18 protein-coding genes and 1 pseudogene are annotated in these 24,578 nt (G+C 40.9%); 10 read left to right on the forward strand and 9 right to left on the reverse strand.

Going from position 1 to position 24,578, the window contains the following annotated elements; genetic code table 11:
- Positions 1-43: 43 nt before the first annotated feature.
- Both V7K60_RS28950 and V7K60_RS28955 read right to left on the reverse strand, forming a co-directional pair.
- Positions 44-1,528, reverse strand: a complete 1,485-nt coding sequence (locus tag V7K60_RS28950) for a galactose oxidase-like domain-containing protein (RefSeq protein ID WP_334930757.1) — start codon at positions 1,526-1,528, stop codon at positions 44-46.
- A gap of 466 nt (positions 1,529-1,994) precedes the next feature.
- The gene (locus tag V7K60_RS28955) at positions 1,995-4,241 is read right to left on the reverse strand and encodes an amylo-alpha-1,6-glucosidase (RefSeq protein WP_334930759.1); all 2,247 of its coding nucleotides are present in this window, start codon (positions 4,239-4,241) and stop codon (positions 1,995-1,997) included.
- Positions 4,242-4,372: 131 nt separating this feature from the next.
- Between V7K60_RS28955 and V7K60_RS28960 the strand changes: the two genes are divergently transcribed.
- Together V7K60_RS28960 and V7K60_RS28965 are read left to right on the forward strand one after the other, a co-directional pair.
- Entirely contained in the window at positions 4,373-4,984 is a 612-nt protein-coding gene (locus V7K60_RS28960) for a peroxiredoxin (protein WP_069068387.1), read from the forward strand.
- Between the two features lie 156 nt (positions 4,985-5,140).
- Positions 5,141-5,677, forward strand: a complete 537-nt coding sequence (locus tag V7K60_RS28965; RefSeq protein WP_334930761.1) for a peroxiredoxin family protein — start codon at positions 5,141-5,143, stop codon at positions 5,675-5,677.
- A 455-nt stretch (positions 5,678-6,132) separates the two neighbouring features.
- On the opposite strand, the gene V7K60_RS28970 is transcribed toward V7K60_RS28965, so the two are convergent.
- From V7K60_RS28970 to V7K60_RS28980, 3 genes are all read right to left on the reverse strand, one after another.
- Complete coding sequence (locus tag V7K60_RS28970; RefSeq protein WP_334930763.1) at positions 6,133-7,146, reverse strand: DnaJ C-terminal domain-containing protein; 1,014 nt, start codon at positions 7,144-7,146, stop codon at positions 6,133-6,135.
- 120 nt (positions 7,147-7,266) lie between these two features.
- Positions 7,267-7,815, reverse strand: a complete 549-nt coding sequence (locus V7K60_RS28975) for an AAA family ATPase (protein ID WP_334930765.1) — start codon at positions 7,813-7,815, stop codon at positions 7,267-7,269.
- Between the two features lie 20 nt (positions 7,816-7,835).
- Positions 7,836-9,125 carry a glucose-1-phosphate adenylyltransferase gene (locus V7K60_RS28980; protein ID WP_334930767.1) on the reverse strand — a complete coding sequence of 430 codons (1,290 nt, stop codon included), beginning with the start codon at positions 9,123-9,125 and terminating at the stop codon, positions 7,836-7,838.
- A 649-nt stretch (positions 9,126-9,774) separates the two neighbouring features.
- On the opposite strand from V7K60_RS28980, the gene V7K60_RS28985 reads away from it, so the two are divergent.
- Positions 9,775-10,932: a C1 family peptidase gene (locus tag V7K60_RS28985; RefSeq protein WP_334930769.1), complete on the forward strand. Its 1,158-nt coding sequence runs from the start codon at positions 9,775-9,777 to the stop codon at positions 10,930-10,932.
- A 41-nt stretch (positions 10,933-10,973) separates the two neighbouring features.
- Here V7K60_RS28985 and V7K60_RS28990 read toward each other — a convergent pair whose 3' ends face one another.
- Positions 10,974-14,528 carry an nSTAND1 domain-containing NTPase gene (locus V7K60_RS28990; RefSeq protein ID WP_334930771.1) on the reverse strand — a complete coding sequence of 1,185 codons (3,555 nt, stop codon included), beginning with the start codon at positions 14,526-14,528 and terminating at the stop codon, positions 10,974-10,976.
- Positions 14,529-14,675: 147 nt separating this feature from the next.
- Here V7K60_RS28990 and V7K60_RS28995 point away from each other — a divergent pair, with 147 nt between their 5' ends.
- Entirely contained in the window at positions 14,676-15,047 is a 372-nt protein-coding gene (locus V7K60_RS28995; protein ID WP_334930773.1) for a CU044_2847 family protein, read from the forward strand.
- A 39-nt stretch (positions 15,048-15,086) separates the two neighbouring features.
- Here V7K60_RS28995 and V7K60_RS29000 read toward each other — a convergent pair whose 3' ends face one another.
- Together V7K60_RS29000 and V7K60_RS29005 are read right to left on the reverse strand one after the other, a co-directional pair.
- Positions 15,087-15,386 carry a hypothetical protein gene (locus V7K60_RS29000; RefSeq protein ID WP_334930775.1) on the reverse strand — a complete coding sequence of 100 codons (300 nt, stop codon included), beginning with the start codon at positions 15,384-15,386 and terminating at the stop codon, positions 15,087-15,089.
- Between the two features lie 114 nt (positions 15,387-15,500).
- Positions 15,501-17,228: a S8 family peptidase gene (locus V7K60_RS29005; protein WP_334930777.1), complete on the reverse strand. Its 1,728-nt coding sequence runs from the start codon at positions 17,226-17,228 to the stop codon at positions 15,501-15,503.
- Between the two features lie 656 nt (positions 17,229-17,884).
- Here V7K60_RS29005 and V7K60_RS35450 point away from each other — a divergent pair.
- Positions 17,885-18,017, forward strand: a pseudogene (locus V7K60_RS35450) (ISAzo13-like element ISMae28 family transposase); the annotation flags it as partial.
- A gap of 40 nt (positions 18,018-18,057) precedes the next feature.
- Here the strand turns inward: V7K60_RS35450 and V7K60_RS29010 are convergent.
- The gene (locus V7K60_RS29010) at positions 18,058-19,086 is read right to left on the reverse strand and encodes a DMT family transporter (RefSeq protein WP_334930779.1); all 1,029 of its coding nucleotides are present in this window, start codon (positions 19,084-19,086) and stop codon (positions 18,058-18,060) included.
- A gap of 241 nt (positions 19,087-19,327) precedes the next feature.
- Between V7K60_RS29010 and V7K60_RS29015 the strand changes: the two genes are divergently transcribed.
- From V7K60_RS29015 to V7K60_RS29035, 5 genes are all read left to right on the forward strand, one after another.
- Positions 19,328-19,708, forward strand: a complete 381-nt coding sequence (locus V7K60_RS29015) for a hypothetical protein (RefSeq protein WP_334930781.1) — start codon at positions 19,328-19,330, stop codon at positions 19,706-19,708.
- A 144-nt stretch (positions 19,709-19,852) separates the two neighbouring features.
- Positions 19,853-20,590 carry a DUF4079 domain-containing protein gene (locus tag V7K60_RS29020; RefSeq protein WP_334930783.1) on the forward strand — a complete coding sequence of 246 codons (738 nt, stop codon included), beginning with the start codon at positions 19,853-19,855 and terminating at the stop codon, positions 20,588-20,590.
- Between the two features lie 45 nt (positions 20,591-20,635).
- Complete coding sequence (locus tag V7K60_RS29025) at positions 20,636-22,054, forward strand: sensor histidine kinase (protein ID WP_334930785.1); 1,419 nt, start codon at positions 20,636-20,638, stop codon at positions 22,052-22,054.
- Between the two features lie 63 nt (positions 22,055-22,117).
- Complete coding sequence (locus V7K60_RS29030; RefSeq protein ID WP_334930787.1) at positions 22,118-22,792, forward strand: response regulator transcription factor; 675 nt, start codon at positions 22,118-22,120, stop codon at positions 22,790-22,792.
- Between the two features lie 273 nt (positions 22,793-23,065).
- Positions 23,066-24,538 (forward strand): glycoside hydrolase family 13 protein, encoded by a 1,473-nt coding sequence (locus V7K60_RS29035; protein ID WP_334930789.1) that lies wholly within the window; start codon positions 23,066-23,068, stop codon positions 24,536-24,538.
- The last annotated feature ends 40 nt before the right edge of the window (positions 24,539-24,578 follow it).

A 24,578-nucleotide genomic window follows, 5' to 3' on the forward strand; every position in this document is an offset into this window, starting at 1 on the left:
GATGACTTTTATTAGGTAGCAGTGGGAACATAAACAGATAAGGCTAATATATTTGCGTCCAGGTTGCTACTGAGGGTGTTCCATTGTTGTCACTAATAAAAAGCATGTACCAGCCTGGGGGTGCGATGTTTCGATTGTTTATTACCGTGACCTTAAGAGAAGTAGCGTTTCTAGAAGTAATCGGTGCATCCACTAACCTTTGTTCTGTATCGCAAGAATGGGTAGTTGCCATTGGTCTAATAAAACTAACCCATTTAATATTCGCAGCCTGGGGTGTCTGAATCGTAAATTCCTGCCTGTAGGTCACTGTTTGAGGAGCGCTCTGAATAACTGGTCGCGAGCGCGACATATATGCAGGACTGTAGATTTCTAATCGCAGTTCATTGACCCTCCGTTGAGGGTTCCCCCCAGCTGTGACGACCCTACCATCTGGTAGCAGCAAGGCTACCGAGTGATATACACGGGGGACATTTTGTTTAGCTACTACTGTCCAAGTATTTGTAGCTGGATTGTAGATTTCTGCTGGCAGCATTGATTGTTTTGTATCCTCATTCATTTTGCTACCATTGCAAACAAACACTGTGCGATCGGGCAATAAAACTGCGCTGTGATGCATCCGGGCATAGTTTAAAGGCTTTGCTGCTACGTAAATTGGATTACTAGCTTTTAAATCGACAATATTTACCCTCTTTGTTGCTGTCTTATTACTACCCCCACCGAGAATCATCACCTTTTGATCTTGTGCAGGTGGTAAAAGCACACTGGCACCTTGATCGCCGAAAGCTGAGTCTTGCAGCCCTGTCACCACTTTTTCTGTAATGGATTGTGTAAATGTCTCTGGCAGGGTTAATATCCTTGGTGTCACTCCAGTGCCACCCATCTGAGCACCTGAATAAAAAACTGTTCCACTACTTAGTAGAAACAGATGCGCGTATGCCGGTAAAGCACTAGTTGTTGGAAAAGCGTTCCAACCATTTGGAAAGAAAGCAGAATAAATTTCTGGTTGTAGATTGAGCTTGCCATCTTTATCCAGCCCAGACACTGCTAAGATTCGACCACTGCCTAGTGTTAACGCAGTCGGATACCAGCGACCATTATTCATTGATAGTATCTTGACCCATTTCTCAGCAATGGGATCGAACATCAGAGCATAGGGTGAACCATAAAATGGGTCATAGCGCAAAGTTCCACCTGCAACTAATAACTGACCATCAGGGCGGAAGGAGTGACCAGCGCAAAAAAGATCCATAGGTTGATTGTTACTATCCAATGGAGGCGCTTGACGGGAAAAGGTTCCCTTGTTTACATCCCAGACCACACTGTCATAGGGAGTATTTAACCGATTGGGATCGTTACCTGAGCCACAGAAAAAGAATATCTTACCAGTACGAAGTAGAGCGGCATGTATAGGTAGGATTGGAGCACTGTACGACAATACTTCCCATTTATCTGTAGTAGTAGCCAGAGCAATGGAAGTCCCTAAATCTGTTTTCTCTTGAAGGTTGGTCTTGTTATTAGGTTGAGTCACTTTATTTACAATTCTTCCTACGTGAACTTGATTTTTTGTACTTTATTTTATTAATTTATTTCTCAATTCATATCTATACTTCTTTAGGCTTATTTAGCGTCAAGATATGATGTGTTTTATAATAAGGAAATATAAAATCAGCTTCATAATATAGTAATTGCGCTGTTAATCATCCATCCTGTAGAGCATCTAATTAAGCCTGAAATACATTGCAATTATCAATAATACTACATCTCGTTGATAAACTTTTTTCACATTTATATTTTCTTCTTTGAGAAAATATAAATTTTTGGTTTTGCGGCCTCAATTTGTGAAATAATCGAAAATCTATAATCACTTTTGGATAATCATATAAATTAATAAAAATATTGTATAGTAGGGGTTTTGTAGGTTAAAACTAGCAACATTAATTTGTGAATATATATTAATCAAGAATAATTATCCAAGACTATCTATATCCCTACAACTATTTAATGTGGCGGATTACTTCGGCAACTGACCAAGCTTGAGCGATCGCTCCTCTAGGTGTATGAGGTGAATCGCCATCAAAAATCTCAGAAATAGAACCAAGACAAGCGTCAAATAAAAAGTGATCTAGCAAGGGTTGCCAATCAAAAGGCAGCGATTGTTGTGGATAAAAACGTTGCCAAGCCCGAATATATGGCCCAATTAGCCAAGTCCAAACAGTACCTTGGTGATAAGCGCGATCGCGTTGCTGTTGATTGCCCTCGTATTTACCTTTATATTCGGGATCTCCTGGATCGAGACTGCGAAGACCATAAGGTGTGAGCAAGCTGGTAGTTGCCAAATCTAATATCTGACACCCTTGCTGTTCAGAAAACCCACAATGGTGTAGTGACAGTGCCAAAACAGCATTCGGACGAATTTGAAAATTCCGGCGATCGTCCGGTTCAATAGTATCGTACAGATAACCTAGCTGAGGATTCCAGAACTTTTGCAGTGAGGTTTTCACGTCTTGTGCTTGGTTAGCATAACGCTGTGCTTGCTTAATGAGACGCACTGGTGAGCCATATTCCATTTGGCTCAAGCGCTCTGCCCACTGACTCAACCAACATAAAGCAGAATACCACAGCGCATTGATTTCCACTGGCTTCCCGTAACGGGGTGTGACGGGGTGTGCCCCAATTACAACATCCATCCAGGTGAGAGCTACACCACGAGCATCCCAACTAACTAGCCCATCGGTAGCATCGACCTGAATATTGAAATGTGTACCACCGACAAATGCTTTATAGATTTGCTGTACTACAGGGAATTGCTCTGCCAAAAAATCCCAGTCTTGGGTAGCTTCTAAATAAAGTCCTAAAGTTTCAATCCACCACAATGCCGCATCAATACTGTTATAAATTGGTTCACCATTGAGATCGGGAAATGCATTCGCAATCAAACCGTGGCGACAATAATGCCCAAAAGTTCGCAATACTTCTTTTGCTAGATCAAAGCGCTGTGGAACTAGTGCCAACCCCGGTAAAGCGATTAATGTATCGCGTCCCCAGTCATTAAACCAGTGATAACCAGCAATAATTGTGGGGCCTGCAATTGAGGCTCGGTAGACGATAAACTGATCGCTTGCTTTGAGTAGTTGTTGCCAGATTGGGGAGTGGGCATTGAGGAGCCAGTGCGTTGGGTGGCTTTGCCGACTTGTTCGCGTAGCGTCTCCGACAGGAGAAGCAACTGGTGTCATTGGGCATTGGGCATAAGAGGCAGAGGGGAAAAACTGACTGCAACTTCTCCCCTGCTCCCCTGCTCCCCTGCTCTCCTGCTCCTCTGCTCCCGTACCTCCCTCTCTGCATCCAAAAATCTGTGAGAGCCTTTCTTGCTCTGCCTCCACAGCTTCTGTGAAGGTTTTGAGGGTGAGAACAGCTGGCACTGAGTCGTCGGGAAAACCGACTCGTGCTTCTAAAGTCACTGTATCTCCTGGTTGGAGTGTGACTATCAAGTAACCAGGACTGTGGAGGTCTTCTTTGTCGCCTAATCCCCGTTTTGTCTCCTCAGACAATCCATAATCCCAATACCAGACTGCATCCGGTTGATAATTTCCTTGTGTCCAGCGCAAGTGCCAAGGTATGCCGAAGCGCCCAGAATTGATTGCTTGCAGACAGACTTGCTGTTGCCCTAGCAGTTGTGAGAACTGTAATTCTTGACTAACAGTCTGCTGGTGGTGAAAGTCACGTTCTGCTATCAACAGTCGCAACCGTAAAATTGCTGTATGACTTCCCTGGTAGCGATACTGGATTAAAATTCGATGGCAAAATTGGGCATTGGTCCATTGCTTATCCCCCCTTGTCTCCTTGTCCCTTTGTCCCCTTTTCCCTTTGTCCCCAATCCCCAATTCCCAATCCCCCGTCCCCACCAAACCATAGGGCATTACCAATTGTCTAGTTAATTGCCAGTTATCTTGACCCCAAGTCCATTTGGGAACTGGGTTAATATCAAAACTGCGTAGCTGCTCGTACCCTGTCAGCTCAATCTGACCGTTACCCCAAAAATTTGTCCCCAGTGCTACAACGCTCCCTAATATTTCCAAGCTAGCTTCTAGGTGCGAAAACAGCAGAGTCCGCCCAGAAGGTGGGTTTGTCGCGGCAAACAGCCAACCATGATATATGCGCGTGCGGACATCAGAAACTGTACCGCTGGCAAAACTTCCCAAGCCATTAGTAAGCAACCATTCTCTTGTATCTAAATCTGGCATTTGCTACTCAAAATCGTTATGAGTATGATATAGTCGTAACAGATCGTAATTAAACTGTGAGAGCGTGGATGGGTGAATTTTATTTGACCCAAATTCCAACGCTACTAAACCGATAAAGGAGAATTAGGTTAATGTCCCTTACTTACGGAACCGAAGGAAGCCTCCGCGTTGGTCAACAAGCTCCCGATTTCACAGCAACGGCTGTGGTAGACCAGGAATTTAAGACAATCAAACTTTCCGATTATCGCGGTAAGTATGTCGTCCTGTTTTTCTACCCATTAGACTTTACCTTTGTTTGTCCTACTGAAATTACAGCATTTAGCGATCGCTACGAAGAATTCAAGAAAATCAATACTGAAGTCCTTGGGGCTTCTGTTGACAGTGAATTCTCTCACCTCGCTTGGATTCAAACAGATCGTAAGTCTGGTGGCGTTGGCGACCTGAATTATCCTCTAGTCTCCGACATCAAGAAAGAGATTAGCGCCGCTTACAACGTTCTTGACCCAGCAGCAGGCATTGCCTTGCGTGGTCTGTTCATCATCGATAAAGATGGTATCATACAGCACGCCACCATTAACAATCTAGCTTTTGGTCGTAGCGTTGATGAAACCCTGCGGACATTACAAGCAATTCAGTATGTTCAGTCTCATCCTGACGAAGTTTGCCCAGCTGGTTGGCAACCTGGTGACAAGACAATGAATCCTGACCCAGTGAAGTCTAAAGTCTACTTCTCTGCTGTCTAATTTCGCTAGCGAAAAAACTCTAATCCAGCCTTTTGGAGTTGAAAGCAAAATCAATGAAAACCACAGATAAACAGGGATACACATTAAACAATGTCAACCTCTGTCAATATCTGTGGTTTTTTATAAAATAGTATTTAAATAATCAAGGTTAAAAATATGCTGACTTCAACTGACTTTAGTGGCTTATTAAATGAGCGATTTTTCCGCAATTTTTTACCAGTTCCAGCGACAAATAAACTCAGGTTGGGAGTGGGAACACCAGATTTTCAATTGCCAGATATTACCAACGGAACTTTAGTAAGATTGTCTGATTATAAAGGCAAACAACCAGTGTTACTCGCCTTGACTCGCATCTTTACCGAAAAGCAATATTGCCCTTTTTGTTTTCCTCATATCAAAGCTTTGAATGAAAGCTATGAGCAGTTTAAAAATAGTGGTATAGAAGTTTTGATGATTACTAGTACCGATGAACAGCAGAGTCAAATAGTTGTCAAGGATTTAGGTTTAAAAATGCCACTATTGAGCGATCCTAGTTGTCGACTGTTTCGTATATATCAAGCAGGACAAGCACTGGGAGCGCCTTTGCCAGCACAGTTTGTATTAGATAAAGAAGGAAAACTGCGCTATTGGCATTTATTTTCTTTTTTGGATCACAATGCTAGTGTTGAGACATTGTTAGAACAATTCAATTGACTATAAATATTCAAAATAAATTGCATTGGGTGCTGGAAACTAGGGATTAGGAATTGGGAACTATTAAGATTTGAATGGGAATTCAGACCCTAATCAAATCTTAAGCCAATATAGAGACGCATTAATTTTGCGTCTCTGAATTTTACTTATTTTAGCGATCGCAACAAAAATCCCTTAATTATTATTTGTCGTTACCCACATCTTTTTATCTTTAGCTTCGTTGCTATTCAACCTCAGAATATAATTCCAAGGCTAATAGTTCAAGTTCTCTTAACTGGACTAAACAACAATTCATCTTAAGTTCGGTTAAACATTCATCCGAACATGATTCACGTCCACTTGAGTGAACAGTAGCTCTAAGCCGCGGAACTTAAGTTCTAGACAGGATGTAGTTTAGCATAATACTTTGACTGTTACCAAAATGTGGGTAATGACGGGGATTCTGTTTTTGCTTGTTAAAGCCTGAATTGGTTCAAATGACTACGGGGGTTATAAGTACGTATAGCCCGGATTTTTTCATAATATTCCCGCTCTTGTTGGCTGAGGTCTTTTGGTGGAACGATCGCCACTTTCACTAACTGATCGCCGCGTCCACCTTTGGCGAGGGGCCAACCTTTGCCACGTAAACGTAGAGATTGACCAGAACGCACTCCTGCTGGTAGTTTGACATTAACTGAACCATCGGGAGTGGGTACATCAATAGACGCTCCCAGAGTAGCTTCATCTGGTGTGATTGGCACTTCGCATACCAAGTTATCGCCTTCCATTTGGAAGAACGTGTGCGGTTGAAGTTCGACTTTTAAGTATAAATCCCCCCGTTGTTGAGTCATGGGGTTGATTTGACCTTTGCCTCGCACTCGTAGGCGAGTACCAGTTTTAGCTCCAGATGGGATGTTGACATCTATTGTTTCATTACCTAAACTGAAGCGCTTTTTCACACCATTAAATGCTTCAGTAAAAGTTAGAGCGATCGCAGCTTCACTATCCTGGGTACTACCCACACCTCCATCTTGAAATCCAAAATCGTTAAAGCTGCTGCTAAAATGAGTTGAGGTACCTGGAGAAGTGCGGTAAGAGTGACTTCGTGCATGACTTTGGCGCCCCGCACCACGAGGGGTAGGACCACCAAAGCGTCCTAGCAACTCATTAATGAACTCATCAAAATTGCCGTATTGACTGAAGTCAAAGTTACCCATATCGGGCCCAGCGCCGCCAGATGGGAAACCTTCACCAGCTTGTTTCCAATATTGACCGAATTGGTCGTACTTTTTGCGTTTATCTGGATCTGACACAACTTCGTAGGCTTCGCTAACTTCTTTGAAGCGTGCCTCTGCCTGTTTGTTGTTTGGGTTGACATCAGGGTGGTATTTGCGGGCTAGTTTACGAAAGGCTTGTTTAATTTCCTCTGAACTGGCAGTCTTACTGACTCCCAAAATAGCGTAATAGTCCTTGAAGTCGGTTGCAGCCATCTACCAGCCTCCTATAGAAATTCCCGTTATGTTTATTTTGAAGATGAGAGATGTTTAATTTGTCTGGTATAGTGCCAAACAAAAAGAATATGATTTCAAATTAACAAAAAATATAGAAAATCAAGTGTGGTTCTCGCTCACCAAGAAATCGCAATTCCCGTACTCCGATTTTTCTGATAAGCGGCTCAGGCTGTCTAATCCTTCTTCCAGACTTGGGGGAGCATCCCGGAGTTGACGGTGCATCCGCAAAATAATTTCTTCTGGAACTTGGCGCGATCGCCTTTTATTCCGTGCCAAACACAGCCAAACTGGTGTATCTACCCAAATTCCCCTAATGTGGGTAAAGCCCAGGTTACGGGCTAAAGAAATGACTTCACGACGATGGCGGCGCTGGGCATTGGTCGCATCAAAAATAGCTGTATTAGTTGTGGAAATAGCTTGCTGAAATTGCCGCTCAATTTCGCGCCAAATCAGTAGCCACGACCCTTGAACAGCTTGGGAACCGAACAATTGCCCCCGAATGGCATCTGTAGAAATTAGCGCCATTTGGGGGCATTCTGTCAGTAATTGTTTTGCCCAAGTTGACTTTCCGCTACCTGGAAGACCAATCAGCAAAAAAAGTGAGGAGTGAGAAGTCAGGAGTGAGGAGTAATCAGAATTTTTAGTCATTAACTCCTAACTCCTAACTATTAAATGATGGTTCCATCAGGAATTACAGCATTTTTCAACACGACAACGATGCCACTACGGATGTAGAAACCTTGACTTTCGCGGTCAGCTTCTTGCACGTTATCTTTATTGATGATTTTGACATCGTGACCGATACTGGCGTTTTTATCAATGATGGCACCGCGAATAATCGAGTCAGTACCAATACCTACAGGAATGTCACCTTTTTCTACATTACATTGACGTTCTACAAAAGCTTGATAAAAATCTGCACCCATGAGTAGGGACTCTTCGATGACACAACCAGATTCAATTCGCGATCGCACTCCCAACACAGAATGTTGAATGCGGCAATTTTTCAAAATACAACCTTCGCCGATGATTGATTCTGTTACCTGGCAATCTAAAAGTTTACTTGGAGGTAAGTAGCGAGCGCGGGTATAAATTGGCGCTTTTTCATCATAGAAACTAAAGGGTGGCTGGGGCTGCTGAGTTAGGGCTAAATTGGCATGATAAAATGCTTCGATTGTTCCAATATCTTCCCAGTAGTCATCAAAAAGGTAAGCTTGAACGTTGTAATCTTTAGAGGCATCAGGAATAATTTCTTTGCCGAAATCAGTCCTTTCTATACCTTCTCTCAACAACTTGAACAAAACCTCTTTTTTAAAGACATAAATGCCCATTGAAGCGATGTAGGGCTGTTGCTGGGCTTGTTCTTTTGATAATCCCAGTACACTTGTATCAACTTGCATTTGGAGTAACGCTTCACCTTTAGGTTTTTCGCTAAAATCGATTACTCTACCAGAGTCGTCAATTTTCATCAAACCAAAATCTGAGGCGCGGCGCTCATCGATGGGGATGACTGAGAGAGTAATATCAGCCCCCGTTTCTCTATGGCGCTGGATAAACTGGCGATAATCCATGCGGTAGAGGTGATCGCCTGAGAGAATTAGATATTCTTCTACATCCCATTCTTCCATTAACCACAGGTACTGACGTACAGCATCGGCTGTACCTTGGAACCAGTTAGGGTTTTCTGGTGTTTGTTGTGCGGCTAGCACTTCTACAAAGCCTTCATTAAAGCCAGTAAAGTTATAGGTACGGGCGATGTGACGATTCAGGGAAGCTGAGTTGAATTGTGTCAGGACGTAGATTTTGAATATTTCGGAGTTTATGCAGTTACTAACAGGGATATCGATTAAGCGGTACTTACCCGCCACTGGTACTGCTGGTTTAGCACGTAATTTGGTTAGCGGGTAAAGCCGAGTACCCGCGCCACCACCAAGGATGATTGATAATACTTTTTTCACAAAATTTCTCCAGACTGCCTTTCAACTCTCATCTTCAGTTTAGGACTGTCTGCCACCACAGGTAAGGGGGATCGTCTGATTCTTTGAGATGAATTTTACAGAATGCTGCTGGTGATGGATAGTACTGCTAGGGAAAAACTAATTAGAACATTTGTATTAATTGAGATGAAAAATGTAGGAAGTTTCAACTAGACCGCCCTCACGTGGAATTTTATCTCTGTGAGAGACAGTTTGCAAGAGAAAGAGGTAAATAGTCTGTAACAAACCTTGTTATAAAAATAAATCTAAAAAAATTCTATGTGTAATCCGTAAAAGATTGTTTTTATAGTGTATTCACTTAACAGTCAGCTAAAAGTCACCTATTAAGAGGATATTTGAAAAGTTTAATTTATTACTAGCCTTGGCTATTAGAAGTCGCACACCAGGTGCTTTAAGTCGGCAAAGCCGCTCAATGCACTGGCTCGGCTACACAGACAAAACCCACCTCCGTGAGTTAGAAAACTCTTAATTTTGAATTAGTCCACGTTCACGTAGCGTTCTGCAGGAAAGGTGGACTTTGCTTGCGTAGTAGCGAATTCTATTCGCCTAATACTTTTCAAACATCCTCTAAAGTAACTTCCTAATTTATTTAAAACAGGATAAAAAACATATGCCGAACTTTAGAATGGGTTGGTTGCCAGATCGTCCAGATTTTAGAGACTATTCCCTAGAGAAGATAATCGAACGCTCTAACAACAAAGAAGGAATTCTACTCCACGAAGCAACTTTAGTAAATGATTGCAAGTTACAAATAGAGAACGGGACAGAGAATCAAGAGAATGGGAGAGAAGATAAAAAGCAAACTAGCGTGCTCTTACCTTTGAAAAAACCAATAGACCAAAGTTGGGCAAGTTTGCAATATCCAATATCTTTACCTTCCTATGTCGATTTGCGAGAATGGTGTTCTCCAATTGAAGAACAAGGAAACCTCAAGTCATGCACAGCAATAGCTGGCGTTGCTTTAGTAGAATATTTTGAAAGGAAGGTAACGGGTGAATATATAGATGCCTCCAGCCTCTTTCTCTACAAAGTTGCACGAAAATTGATGCACTTAACTGGAGACACTGGAGCATCTACACGCTTCACAATGAAAGCAATGGCACTTTTTGGCATACCTCCAGAGGAATATTGGCCTTATGAAATTGAGAATTTTGACAAAGAACCACCGGCTTTTTGCTATGCCTATGCCCAGAATTATCAAGCACTTCAGTATTTTAGGCTTGACTTACCTCAACTTTCAAAAAAACAAGCGTTAGTTCAAATCAAAGCTTTTTTAGCTGCTGGCTTTCCTGCCATGTTTGGGTTTACAACCTATAGTTCTCTTTTTAATAAGAAAACTGTAAAAACAGGAAAAATTCCTTATCCTACTATAAACGAAAAGATGCTGGGTGGTCATGCAGTTGTTGCCGTTGGTTATAACGACAATAAGTTAATTGACCATCCCAACTATAAGTTAATTAACGATTATAACAAAAATTTTCCAACTCAAGGAGCTTTCCTAATTAGAAATTGCTGGGGTGAAGATTGGGGTAAAGATGGTTATGGTTGGCTACCCTATGAGTATGTGTTACGGGGATTAGCTACTGACTGGTGGTTATTACTGAAGAATGAGTGGATTGATGAAAGAAAGTTTGGCTTGATAGCTAAGGATGGCGTTCTACTAGGAGGTGAAAGTCAAAAGCTTCCAAAAAAAAGTGAATCTAAAACTGTAATTATAAAACCTGATCCTAAGCCTAAAACTGCCAAATTGATTTTTGCTCAAGATTAGAATAACACCTCACAAAAGAAGAAGCCGTAATAAGAATATTTTCAGTTTTTGCTAATTGAACACATACCAGATTGGTGATTCATCCAATCTGGTATCTTCTTATTAGTCCGTAAGTATTCTTTTAAAAAGTTGCAACTATAATTTAGCATTTTTTCTGCATCAGGAGTAGCATCATCTCTTGCATCAAAGTGCCAAAGCCAAAGTTTGACAGTTCCATCATCACTGGAAGATGCTATTGTCTTACCATCATGACTAAATGCTAATTGATTAACGCCTTTAGTATGTCCTTTTAGACTTTCTAGCAAAAATGCTTCTTTAGTAGTAGGACTTTGTATAGCTCTATCTAAATTCCACACTTTAACAGTTTCATCATTGCCACCAGAGGCAAGTTTACGTCCATCAGGAGAAAAATCTAACCCATAGATTGTATTATTATCAGCTTTATTATCATTGAAAGATACCAATGGTTTGTTACCTCTACTTTTAGTGTTCCAAATATTTATTGTACCTTTATCACTAGCAGAAACAAGTACATTTGCGTATGAGCTGAACCTTACTAATGTTACTATCTCGCCCTGATTCCCAATATTTTCGAGTCTATTAATTTTGTTAACATTCCAAAGTCTGATTTTACCATCATTACCCCCGTAAACGATTTTTGAATTATCAAAAGGCTCAAAGTCTAAACTATGAATTTTATATTCTTTGCTAGCATTATTATTTCCTTTTTTTAGAAAGAAATCTTTCATATTTAGTTCATTTTCTACTTTTGCCTGTTTTAGTTGAACTTTAGTATTCCAAATTTTTATAATTCCGTCTTCACCAGCAGAGGCAATTAGTTTGTCATCATGACTAAAACTAATATCATAAATAATTCCATGATTACCAGAAAACGTATTTATGAGTTTGTTTTTATTCGATTCTATACTCCAAAGTTGGACTATTCCATTAATACTTGCAGAAGCTAGTAATCTACCATTATGACTAAATTGTAGACGCCAAAATTTTTCTTTTTGATGTGTAAGATCATATAAAAATTTGCCATTGCTATCCCAAATTTTAATAATTCCGTCAGCACCACCAGATGCAATTATTTTACTATCAGTACTAAAACTTACCCCATAAACTGAACCTTTATGACCTTCGAGCCGATTATGCTCTCGCACTTTATAAATTATTGATTGCACTTGGTTCAGTTGTTCAGTGTGTTTTCCATCTATCTTCTTTAATTGGTATAATGCTTGCACACTTGCCATTAATGCTTCAATTTGCTTATCGGCATTAAATAATGTTTGAGACACCTTAATCCATGTATTCGCTTCTCCTATTTTGACTACTTCTGCATTATTTTTTTCAGATTTCACCCAAATCCCTGTTGATGCAACTAATACAGCTGCTAAAACTCCAAATGCTTGAGTTCTTTGCCTTTCAGCTTTAACTTTAGCTTTTTCCTGTTTAACTTTTTCCCCTTCTACATTAGCTCTGGCTTCCGCCGCTTCTCGAAATTGGCGTTCTTGTTCTAATTGAGCTTGAATTTCTCTGTCCCGTCTCTCCAAACTTTTATGCAAAAATTCTGATTCTAATAGCGTAAGTCTTGGTTGAGTCTTATTCACCCACTCAGAAATTACAGCCAACTTTGCACCCGCCAATAATGCTTCATCTAATTTATTAAATCTTTGTAGCCATTCCTGGCAATCTTCCTCTAAAGAACGACTCAGACGAATATTCTCCAGATTTTCAGCAATCCAAGTATTTAATAATTTCCACTCAGATAAAAGTGCTTCATGAGCTACTTCAACCGTCTTTTCGTCGGTGATAATTAAACGTTGTTGAGAACCTGCTAGTAATCCTACAACTCTTTGCAATTGTTGTGGAGAATCTGCAACTACTTCTAATCTCTCCCAGCTAGCACGCCGCCGCGTCACTTCTCCAGCTTCACCTAACTGCACTAATTCCATAAACAAGCGACGCGCAAAGGCTTGATCTACAGTTGTTAAACTTTCATACAAAATTGTCGCTCGTTTATCTAAAGCTCCTTTAACTCCGCCAATTTCCTCATAACCTTTATGAGTTAAAAGCGGTTCTGGCGATTCAGGTTCTTCAATGCAAACTCGCCATAATTCCTTAAGCGCATATTGCAGTATGGGTAATACACCGGGACGGTTGACTACATCGGCGGAAATTTGTGAAACTAAACCACGCTCAAATGTTACCCCATGTAATTTGGCTGGTTTTTCAATTGCTTCTTCTAACTCAGCAAAAGACATCGGTGTAATGATGAATGATGTAGGAGGAATATTATTAATGAGAGTAATAATTTCTCGATAGTCAGCACAACGATTTAAGAAATCACCGCGAATTGTCAAAATTATCCGCGTTTCTACCTCAGCCTTTTTTACTTCCTGTGCTATTAAGCGGATAAAAGTTTTGCGTTCCTCATCGTCTTGACAAAGGGTAAATATTTCTTCAAATTGATCGATAAATAATAGATGTGACTGATTTTGCTGCTGTTGTCGAGCTAAAATGTCAACCAATTTACCTAAAGGATGCTCTCCTGGTGTAAAAGATGCGATTTCCCATTGACTGCTTCCAGGAAGGCGATCGCCTTTCAGTTGCGGTAACAAACCCGCTTTGACTAAGGAAGATTTACCACTACCTGAATAGCCAATTACAGCCAGAAATCGACTCTCTGCTAAACGCGAAATTAGGGTACGAACTGCTTCATCTCGTCCACAAAAATATTGCGCTTGCTCTGATTCAAAAGCATAAAGTCCCCGATAAGGATTTTCCTGATTGAAAGGAATTTTTTCGCCTGTAGGAATATCTAATTGGGGATAAGTAACCAGAGTAATCGAACGTCCCCAACCCATGCGAATCGGCTCCTGTACTGAACCTTTAAGTTCATTGCTGACAAAATCAAACAAGCGATCGCCACTAATTCGCCTACTACTACCTGCATTTTCAGCCGCCAATCCCTTAACAACTACACCTGTGAAAATACTATATTCTTCACTCTTAATCACTCCGGCACGTTCAAAGCCCCGACACGCTGTAATTAAGTAATAATCTTTTTGTGTACTGAAAGCGTTAAGAGTTCTTTCTATTAACTGTCTCTCAAGAAAATAGCCGCTATGACAGCAATCGAGTAGCATCACCAAACTACTCAATTGCGAATCTCGAATTAAGTCGTTAAGGCTATCCAGGGGAATACCATATTTTTGTTCAACATTTTCGTTTTCTTTAAATTCAATCTGACAATCGGAACTTGCCAAATATCCTTTTTGTTGTCCTAAATTGTCGGAAATGGTAAAACCGTGTCCGCTAAAATAAATCAACGCTTCATTATTAGCAGCTTGCTCTAGTAAAAACGTTCTTAAATCTTGCCCAAGTTGAGCGCCAGTAACTTTTTGCGCTGCCATTTCATAGCCGTTTTTATCTTTATTCCAACGCTGTGGTAGTCTTTGCACAGACTGGAAATCACCATATTGCTCTAAGAGTTGTGCTATAGCCTCAGCATCATTTGTAGTCTTCGACAAACGCGGTAATGATGGGCTGAGATACTCGGCGATGCCAATAACAAGCGCATATCGTGCCATTTAACACACCTTGGGTTGGTAAATGCTGGATAATCTTGACAGACACAATCAATGGCTGTGTTATTAGAAACAATACCATCTGTTAGTTTTCTCCAAGCAAGCAGAAATTTATTCAGATACGTTACAAAACTTTAATCGAGGTAGCTTATGTCAGAAGTACAGCAACTATTTTTCCAAGCAGACGGGGAGATTGAGCAGATTGAGATTAACGTCACAGCTACCGAAATAAGTTCGGAAATTGAGGAGGACGATGATGGCATAGAATACAAGGATGCACGAACAGATGCGATCGCTCGAATGCAACAAGCTCGTCAAATGATTCGCTCTTATACTATCTATGCTCTTAGTGCTTTTAAAGACTTCAACACTGCTGAGATTGAAGAGGTAAAACTTACATTTGGTATTAAGTTGGGCGGCAAAGCAGGTATTCCTTACATTACCGAAGGTTCAGCTGAAAGTAATCTGCAAATTGAGGTGAAGTGTAAGTTTACAGAAAAACCAAAACCTGATTCACAGTAATAGCAAAAAATTATTTGTACAAAGAGCGGGCAATGCCCATTAAACACCCAACTTTCCGATATTTATTCTCTTATTAACCAAACGTAATTGCTGCGATCGCTTCAGACTCATCACCCAAGGTTGCTCTGACAACTGAGAAATGGTATTTGGTGACAGTGTTGCTGTGAAAATATCTTTCCCACTGGTAACACCACTAACGCCTAAACTTTCTAAAAAACTAGTTGCAGCAGAGTCTAGAATTGGTTCAGTATGGATGAAAACCCCTAAACTAGTTTCTTCTGAATTTTGAACATCATTCAGCGCTGTAGCAAGAGCCGCATCTAGTTTTTGATAATTCATCAGTAATTCCTTGGTAAACGGGGTAGGCAATTATTGCCTACCCTAACTTATCAAAGTTATAGGTTTTTATCGCCTACCCTTGTGCAGAAATAATATCCATCATTCTCAATCTAATTACAGATTTAAAGCGCTAATCACTCCATAACCCCATTTGTCATCAAATGTGCCTGCGGGTTTTCCGGGAATGGCACTATTTTTACGTAGCAAGTCTTTCACCGCAGCCGGATCGAGTTTAGGATCTCGCTGCAACAGCAGTGCTACTAACCCACTAACAAACGGTGTCGCCATACTCGTACCAGCCTGCACCACAAACTTGGAATTAATCATCGATGAGCGAGCAAAATTTGCATCGGCGGAAAGTGTCGAAACAATCATTGCTCCTGGTGCTGCTATATCCGGCTTCTGCCCATCATTGCGTAGAGGCCCTTCACTACTGAATTCCGAAATAGTATCCAGTTCTAAGCCCATTTCTCGCACTTGGTTATCAATATCTGTGTATTTAGTTTTAGTCGTATAAGCAGCAACTGTAATTGCACTGCTGGCGGCTCCTGGCGAACCAATTTTTAATGCATCCTTTACACTTTTACCTGTAAAAAACACTGATGAACTGTCATCTAGTGTCCACACATCTAAACGTGTGTCAGTTGAAGAAGTGTTGCGGACTCGCAACTGCCAAACACCTCCCATTACTGGCGAGGGGTCAATACCGCGTATTTGCACAAAGAAATTATGGTCGCCGTTGGCTTGGTCTGGTGCTGGTGTCGCTAATTGCACCCGTGCATCTGGTAACTGATAATCTTGTGCAGCATTACCGTCAGTAATGATTTTTTGAAAGGGGGTGACAAAACCGTTAGGACTCCGCACAGATACTTCCAATTCGCTGTCTTTGGCATACCAAGCGTTTAACCAAACTATGCCTACTTGATTCAAAGGAACATTAAACCGCATACCACGAGTGCGTCCACTGGGTATCGTCGCTTGTCCATGAATGTTGTCGTTTCCTTCGTTACCCGCAGCACAGCAAACAATTCTTCCAGGGCCAGTTTCGGCGTCGATGACTTTGGATAAGGAGTCGCTACCATCATGGGCATCAGCGTGTCCGCCCAAGCTGAGATTTACCACTGCTGGGCGTCCCAACTCTCTAGCAACTCGAAAAATGTAACGTACACCATCCGCAATGTGGGCATCCTGTAAATCTGACCTGACGACAACTAATTCCGCTTCTGGTGCGACACCACTAAAACTAGCATCAGCACCAGCGGCAATGCCCGCAACGTGAGTACCATGACCACCAGTATCTTGAGAAACTGTCAGTTGCGCTCCCGTAACTTCAACTCCATAGCCGCCCTCTGTGACTCCTGGGCCTGACAATGTTTGATCCCAAATGTGTAAAATTCGTCCAGCAAAGGCGGGGTGCTTCGGATCGATGCCACTGTCTACAATGCCGATGATTACTCCTTTTCCAGTCAGTCCGGTTTTATTCTGGAACTCCGGCAGTTTGACTGTTTTCATTGCAGTGTCCATCCTCAAATGAAGTTTGCGTGATGGCTTAATCCGTTGAATCACATCTTCTTCAGATAAGACATCTAAACTCTCTATGGGTAAGAAAGCTGTCCGCACACTCCCAGAGTTTTGATTGACTTCAATATTATATTGTGATAGATAACTTAAGTCTGCATCAGGGTCGCAGTAGATAAAAACGACGCTCTTAGTAGGCTTGACCGGGCTTTTGTGGGCAATGATGCCAAGTGATCGCTTGTGTGTAACTAAAGCTTTATCTCCTTCATTTTGATAGTCTTGATATGCCAAAAGTAGTCCAGGAGAAAGTTTTTCGTGTCTCATTTTTACCTCAAATCTAATTTATTGGGTGAAAGCAAAGTAGTTTTAAGTCGTAGCATTAGTGCAGACTATGTAGTTTTTTTACCTTGATTATTTTATGCGACTGTAAGTGAGCTATTTTTTTCAGAGATAACATCAAATAAGCTTAGGAGGCGGGAAGTTATTCCTAAGACAATTACTAATTCATAACTTATATTCCTGATCTATACTCAGAAGACATCTTTGAGCAGCCGCATTTCAGAATTACCCAATACTTGGATAACAGGTAATTTTTATGAAGCTATTAAACTAATCCAGTATCTGCCTAAATCATTACGGACAAAGTAAAAAAAAAAAATTAAGAATAATCAAGTAAAAAATAAAATTTACGTATAAAAAAGGATGTTATCGTTAAGTATTACTTTTTTATCTCAGTGTCTCTCCGTGTCGTGCCAGGTGCTACAACGTGGGGAACCCCTGCAACATACTGGCTTCTTTTCACCTCTGTGGTTTGTTAAATAAATTGACTTTCAGTAGGGGACTTCCAAGGAATAAAATCACCAGTTATCAGAATGATAATCATTGTTAGGGGGGTAAGGAGAAGCAGCCGATGGCTGCTTCTCCTTACCCTTTTTGTAGTAAATTTAATTGGCACTTTAATTTTTGGGTGGAGAAGAGTGTTGGTAGAATTAACTGATTCAGTTAAAAAATTGTTCTTAGATACAGCAAGCCAACTCAAAGGTACAGCAAGGCGGCGCTTTCTCTTCCCAAGTTGTGATCTAGTTAGGTTATGGAGGACAACTGCTTATCGCATTCTTTTTTCTAATTGGTATAACTCCTAACTCAGCACTTTTCAGATACCTTTAAATCCCATACCTTGTTCTACTTGAGTTGCAACTTGACGATAACTCCCAAAGCGAATACCAACTTGGCTGAGGACTATGCCAACTAAAATCAAGCTACCACCGACATATTGAGCTAGGGTAGGCGTTTCATCCAGTACCAAATAAGCTGCTATGATTCCTACAATTGGGGTAAAAGAGCCAACTAAGGAAGCCGCCGATACGGTGGAAGCTCTCAAGCCCTTGAGCCAAAATAACTGACCTAGTACTACAATCACAGCCCCATAAACAAGCATCCACTGCCACAGAAAAGGTGAAAATACATCCATAAAGTGGTTGCTACCATAGAGAACTAAAGCCGCGAAGAAAAATATTACAGTTCCTAAAGCAGTGCGAAAGATACTAAAGATTCCCACTGGGATATGGGAGAGCCATCCTTTAATCATAATGGTTGAAACTACTGAAGCTACAGCTGCGATCGCTGCTAAAAGTTCCCCAATACCCACTCTGAAAACACCCATATTCATCATAGCCGCCTCTGAGGGTTGAAGGAGAATAGTTAGGGCAACACCGACAAATGCTGCGATTGCTCCTACAACTTCCCAACGATTTACCCGTTCCCTCAGCAACCACACTGATAAAACCATAGCCAAAGGTGGCTCCAAGCGTCCAATCAAAATAATATTGTTGACCCCTGTTAATGCTAATGCCTGAAAAATTAAGCCAGGGACAAGCGCCCCTGATAAAATAGCTACCACTGTCAGCACCAACCAATCTTTCCTTGACAGTTGCTGCAAAGCCTTTTTGTTCCACTGTCGCCTATAGATAGGTAACATCACTATCAAGGCACACAGATTCCCTACGAATAAAACGTTACACAGAGAAATCGGATTTCGGCCATCCATGAAATGTTGAGAGCCAATTTGCGTCAGCTTGCGGGTAACTGCACTAGAGGCTCCAAAAATCAAAATTGCTAGCCAGAGATAAATTTGACCTGGAATTTTATAGATATAAGGATGCCATATTCTCGGTCTGCTCACAATAATACCACTGCAAAAAATACTCAATACTCATACTCAGCTGACTTGGTTAATTTCACTGAGATGAATCTGGTAAAACACTTAAATTGAAAAATATCACTATTTCCTGAGAATATGCTGAGTCTAAACTAAATTTTACCAAGGGATAAATTCAGACAATTACTAGACTGGTTTCATTTGAGTTTCAGTAACAGATGAGATGCTTTAGTTGATCCAGAAACTTAAACACAAGGAAAAACAAATGAAAATTGCTTCTTCTGTGCTCACAAGTGTTGCTCTTGCTGGTATGCTGACAGTCTGGGATGTTCCACTTAAAATTGTGAGTCCTTCACTAGTGCAAGCATCAGCTGCAGAAATGAAAGATGCTACAGGTTTGACTACTCAACAAAAGATTGATTTGGTCATCAAGCATAAGGGTCAGTTTGGTGGTGGTGATGAACTACGTCGTTTCTTTTTTGGTGATCTTGAACCGCTAGCTGTTCAGCCCGGTGGTGCAGGTATGGTGGTTAATCTTTACAACAAAGCCAATAATGTGACCTTTGCTTACTGTTCTACCTTCGATGTAATAGTTGCAGTAAAAAAGGGTAAAGTAACAAAGTTTGCCGCTGATGAAGTTAAATAATTAGGACTTACGCATCCCGAATTTTGAGCTTTTCACCTTCGTGTTTTAGCGCTTTAGTAGTTAAAAAATTGACTTTTCAACCACCAAGGCACTAAGACACCAAGAAAAATACATTACACCTTGAAAGGGCTAGTCCTGATAACTATGGAATTTAGAGATGTTATCTTGTTGTTACATCCAGCGATCGCTGTACTCGTAGTCTTTCCCTTAATTGGCATCATTATTAACCGCGCTTTACAAGTCCGTCAACGCCGATTGCAAACTTTAGCCACAGGTAAGAGTAAAATTCCCCCCACTGTAGGACAAGAACATACTCAGTTGGGTCGCTGGCTAACTGGAGCAGTTGTAGGTATTGTTTTAATAGCGTTTGCTAACGATATTTTTGGTAATATTTTAGATAAGCAAGTTTGGACTAAAGCACCATTTCAGGTAGTCTTTATCGGGCTATTGTTTGTGGCTGCGCTCGCTTCTCTGTATTTACTCTATCAGGCAAAGGAGAAAAACTGGCGTGGTATATTTGCAACTCTTACAGGAATGGGACTAGTGGTACTTGGATGTCAAGATGGTATCTACCGTAAAACTGATCAATGGTATATCTCCCACTATTATTATGGGCTAACATCTGCTCTGCTGATGATTTTTTCACTCTCCATTTTGCCAGACATCTATAAAGATAAGACTAATCGCTGGCGCAAGGTTCACATTATTCTGAGTTCCATAGCCCTCTTATTATTTATCGGACAAGGAATAACAGGAACAAGGGCATTATTAGAAGTTCCTCTCACTTGGCAAGAACCCTATATCAATATGCTTTATGAGCAAAAATGTGATACTAAATCCTGTAATATTCAACCACTTACTCTACCCCAAAAAAATCAATGAATAGAACTAACAATATTTTTCAATGCCTAAGCCAAAACTAAAATAGTGAAGCAACCCAAAAAGATTTGGATAAATATTGATCCTTTCTCGTTACAGCTACGCCTAACCATTGGTATTGCTACATTTTCAACTTTAATATTAGGTAGCCTTGCTGCATGGACTAGTTGGAAAATGCAGCAAATTTTGATTGATAGCCGGAAGTATAATATAGAAAAAATTGCTGAACGCTTGCCGCATGATGTGCAATTTTACAGTGAAATGATGCAACCGAAAATTGGATTACAAAAGGCTATTAATAACTTAGCAAATACCAATACCTTAATATGGTTAAAAAGTCCAGATAAGAAAATATTAATAAAATCTGCTACTTTGGATTTGTTATCTGACTCTACAGTAAATAAGTTAATGTCCCTTAGTAATATGGAGATTAAACCACAAGTTTATAAAGTAAATCAAAGCTACTTTGTTATAAGTAGCGGTTCTTTGCAAGTGCAGGGTAAGTCTCTGGGTAAGCTATTTATAGTGCAGGATATTACTCGTGAACAGATAATGTTTATGGCAATGCTGCGAAGTTTGAATATTAGCAGTATTTTGGCAATTATTGTAATAATAGCTTTAAGTGCATTTTATATTAGCCGTTCTTTACAACCATTGCGCCAGCTAAGTCAGATGACTTCTGTGATTTCTGTAGAAGATTTAGGACAAGCACAATTATATGTTGATAATGCACCTAGCGAAGTCAAAGAATTAGCTCAAACTTTAACCATGCTGTTATCACGTCTTTCGCAATCTTGGGAGCAAGAACGAGAATTTGTGAGCAATGTTTCTCACGAGTTACGTACACCTTTGACAATTGTACATGGTTACTTGCAAAGTGTCTTGCGACGGCAGAATAACTTAACAGAAATGCAGCAAGAAGCTTTGGAAACTGCTGCATCGGAAGCCGAACGTACCATTCGCCTACTACAAGATTTACTTGATTTAGCACGAGCAGATAGTGGACATTTACATTTTCAAATGAAATCTTACGTGCTAAATGACTTAGTTGAAGAAGTCGTGGTGATGGCACAAAAATATAGTGATCGCTTAATTACAATCGAGTCAACAATTTACCCCATAGAAGTTAAGATAGATTACAGCCGATTTAAACAAATATTACTCAATTTGATTGATAATGCTATTAAGTATTCTGAAGCTACTACGCCCATAATTTTAAAGTTAAATCAGTTTCACGACAAAGCGATTATTCAAGTTTGTGATCAAGGTTATGGCATTCCTTTACAGCACCAAACACGTATTTTTGAGCGATTTTACCGCGTAAATGAACCCCGTTCTCATGCTAGTGGCGGTTGTGGTTTGGGTTTATCCATTGTCAAGACACTTGTAGAAGGTATGGGTGGTAGTGTATATGTGCAATCAAAATTAGGAGAAGGGAGCGTGTTTACAATCACTCTGCTTACATAACTAGTCAAAGTCAGGTTAAAGTAGCACTTTGATTATCACCCTATCTACTTTCAAGTCACAAATATGACAGCAAATATCCTGTTGGTTGAAGATGAAATTAAACTGGCGCGATTTGTTGAACTAGAACTAAGTAGCGAAGGTTACAATGTAAACGTAGCATATGATGGCATCGTTGGTTTAACGTTAGCACGGGAGTTATCGCCAGATTTAGTCATTCTTGATTGGATGCTCCCAGGGCTATCAGGCTTGGAAATCTGTCGTCGGTTGCGGGCGACTGGTATCTCCATACCAGTAATTTTATTGACAGCAAAAGATGAAGTTAATGATCGTGTAGCAGGTTTAGATGCAGGAGCAGATGATTATGTAGTCAAGCCATTTAGTATTGAGGAACTGCTAGCTAGAATCCGCGCTCATCTACGCCGTACTCAAGAAATAGATCAAGATATTTTTCAGTTTGAAGACTTGAGTTTAAACCATCGTACTCACCAAGTTTACCGGGGTAAGCGGGCAATTGAGTTAACGGCTAAAGAGTTTGACTTGTTGGAATATATACTCTCGCATCCTCGTCAGGTATTCACTAAAGACCAAATTCTACAAAAAGTTTGGGGTTACGACTTTATGGGTAATTCCAATATCATCGAAGTCTACATCCGCTACTTGCGCCTAAAATTAGAGGAAAATAATGAAAAACGCTTGATTCATACGGTGCGTGGTGTGGGCTACGTACTTCGGGAATAATCAGAATCAAAAGATTTTTTTATCTTAGTAGCCTGCGAAATTTGTTTACCATCTGGGTGATTTTAGTTGATTTCTGTCGCTAATCAATAATCTTATCTTATCATTTATCGCGGATGAGCAGCTTTTTTCCATTCCTCTAAAAATGGTATTATAAACTACTATTTTTTAGTGATCGCAAAAGTTTTCGGTCTACTGAAATTCTCTATCATAAGTAAGAGCCATAAAGAAGCTAATATTTGCAACGATCGCTTCTGAACATACAAAAAGTTATTCATGCAAATTCAAACACCAGACTGGGTGAAACACGCTGTTTTCTACCAAATCTTCCCAGATCGTTTTGCCAGAAGCAAACAGCCGCGCAAACGGTTATTGCAGGAAGCCCGTTGGGAAGATTGGGACTCTATGCCAACCCTCCAAGGCTATAAAGGCGGCGATTTATGGGGCATTATGGAGGATTTAGACTATATCCAGAATTTAGGGATTAACGCGATTTACTTTACACCCATTTTTCAATCCGCTAGTAATCATCGCTATCATACCCACGATTATTATCAAGTTGACCCGATGTTAGGGGGCAACGAAGCTTTTAAGGAATTACTCGATGCAGCCCATCAACGGAATATCAAAGTTGTTCTGGATGGGGTGTTTAACCATTCCAGTCGGGGCTTTTTCTTTTTCCACGACGTTTTAGAAAATGGCCCCCATTCACCTTGGGTAAATTGGTTCAAAATAGAAGGTTGGCCGCTTTCAGCATATAATGGGGAGTTAGCTGCTAACTACGTGGGTTGGGCGGGAAATCGTGCCTTGCCAGAATTTAACCACGACAATCCAGAAGTACGAGAATACATTATGGAAATTGCCGAATATTGGATTAAATTCGGCATTGATGGTTGGCGATTGGATGTACCATTTGAAATCAAAACTCCTGGTTTTTGGCAGGAATTTCGCGATCGCGTTAAGGCAGTCAATCCCGAAGCTTATATTGTGGGCGAAGTCTGGGGAGATTCACGTGAGTGGTTGGATGGGACGCAATTTGACGGTGTGATGAATTATCTATTTGCCGGGCCGACAATTGCCTTTGCAGCAGGCGATCGCGTAGTCTTAGAACAAGTCCAAAGCCGCGACTATCAACCCTACCCACCCTTATTTGCCGCCGAATACGCCACCAAAATCCAAGAAGTACTGCAACTTTACCCTTGGGAAATTCAGCTAACTCAACTCAATTTGCTTGCAAGTCACGATACAGCCCGATTGATGACCATTGCAGGCGGCGATATCGCCAGTATAGAATTGTCAACTCTACTGTTGCTCACCTTTCCCGGTGCCTCCAGCATATACTATGGTGATGAAGTTGGCTTACCTGGAGCAATAGACCCAGACTCACGTCGTGGTTTTCCTTTAGAGACTAACTGGAATCAAGAAATTTTCAATACTCACCGCCAGTTAATTGCCCTCCGCCACACTTACCCAGCCTTGCGTACAGGTGATTACCAAGTTCTGTTTGCTCAAGGACAACTTTATATCTTTGCGCGAACTTTGGGGACAGAGGAATTAATAATTGTCGTCAACGCTGGTACAAGTTCGGCAACAGCGAATGCAGATGTCGCCACTTTGCGTACTCAACCTAACAAGCTTTTATATGGTAATGCTGAAGTTGAGTGGAATAGTAAAGGAGAAACTCAACAGTTGTCATTGACTGTTCCTGCACGTAGTGGCTGCATTCTGGGAGTGGGGGGTAGCGAGTAGGAAGTGGGGGACAAGGGGGATGAAAGGGATAAAGAGAATA

It is taken from the genome of Nostoc sp., from assembly GCF_036917555.1.
GTDB lineage: Bacteria > Cyanobacteriota > Cyanobacteriia > Cyanobacteriales > Nostocaceae > Nostoc.

What these genes read in the sequence shown, in the direction of transcription:
- V7K60_RS29035 (WP_334930789.1), top strand. Translation starts at nt 23,066, where the DNA reads ATGCAAATTCAAACACCAGACTGGGTGAAACACGCTGTTTTCTACCAA.
- V7K60_RS29000 (WP_334930775.1), bottom strand. Translation starts at nt 15,386, where the DNA reads ATGAATTATCAAAAACTAGATGCGGCTCTTGCTACAGCGCTGAATGAT.
- V7K60_RS28960 (WP_069068387.1), top strand. Translation starts at nt 4,373, where the DNA reads ATGTCCCTTACTTACGGAACCGAAGGAAGCCTCCGCGTTGGTCAACAA.
- V7K60_RS28995 (WP_334930773.1), top strand. Translation starts at nt 14,676, where the DNA reads ATGTCAGAAGTACAGCAACTATTTTTCCAAGCAGACGGGGAGATTGAG.
- V7K60_RS28955 (WP_334930759.1), bottom strand. Translation starts at nt 4,241, where the DNA reads ATGCCAGATTTAGATACAAGAGAATGGTTGCTTACTAATGGCTTGGGA.
- V7K60_RS28990 (WP_334930771.1), bottom strand. Translation starts at nt 14,528, where the DNA reads ATGGCACGATATGCGCTTGTTATTGGCATCGCCGAGTATCTCAGCCCA.
- V7K60_RS29030 (WP_334930787.1), top strand. Translation starts at nt 22,118, where the DNA reads ATGACAGCAAATATCCTGTTGGTTGAAGATGAAATTAAACTGGCGCGA.
- V7K60_RS28970 (WP_334930763.1), bottom strand. Translation starts at nt 7,146, where the DNA reads ATGGCTGCAACCGACTTCAAGGACTATTACGCTATTTTGGGAGTCAGT.
- V7K60_RS28965 (WP_334930761.1), top strand. Translation starts at nt 5,141, where the DNA reads ATGCTGACTTCAACTGACTTTAGTGGCTTATTAAATGAGCGATTTTTC.
- V7K60_RS29020 (WP_334930783.1), top strand. Translation starts at nt 19,853, where the DNA reads ATGGAATTTAGAGATGTTATCTTGTTGTTACATCCAGCGATCGCTGTA.
- V7K60_RS29015 (WP_334930781.1), top strand. Translation starts at nt 19,328, where the DNA reads ATGAAAATTGCTTCTTCTGTGCTCACAAGTGTTGCTCTTGCTGGTATG.
- V7K60_RS29005 (WP_334930777.1), bottom strand. Translation starts at nt 17,228, where the DNA reads ATGAGACACGAAAAACTTTCTCCTGGACTACTTTTGGCATATCAAGAC.
- V7K60_RS28985 (WP_334930769.1), top strand. Translation starts at nt 9,775, where the DNA reads ATGCCGAACTTTAGAATGGGTTGGTTGCCAGATCGTCCAGATTTTAGA.
- V7K60_RS28975 (WP_334930765.1), bottom strand. Translation starts at nt 7,815, where the DNA reads ATGACTAAAAATTCTGATTACTCCTCACTCCTGACTTCTCACTCCTCA.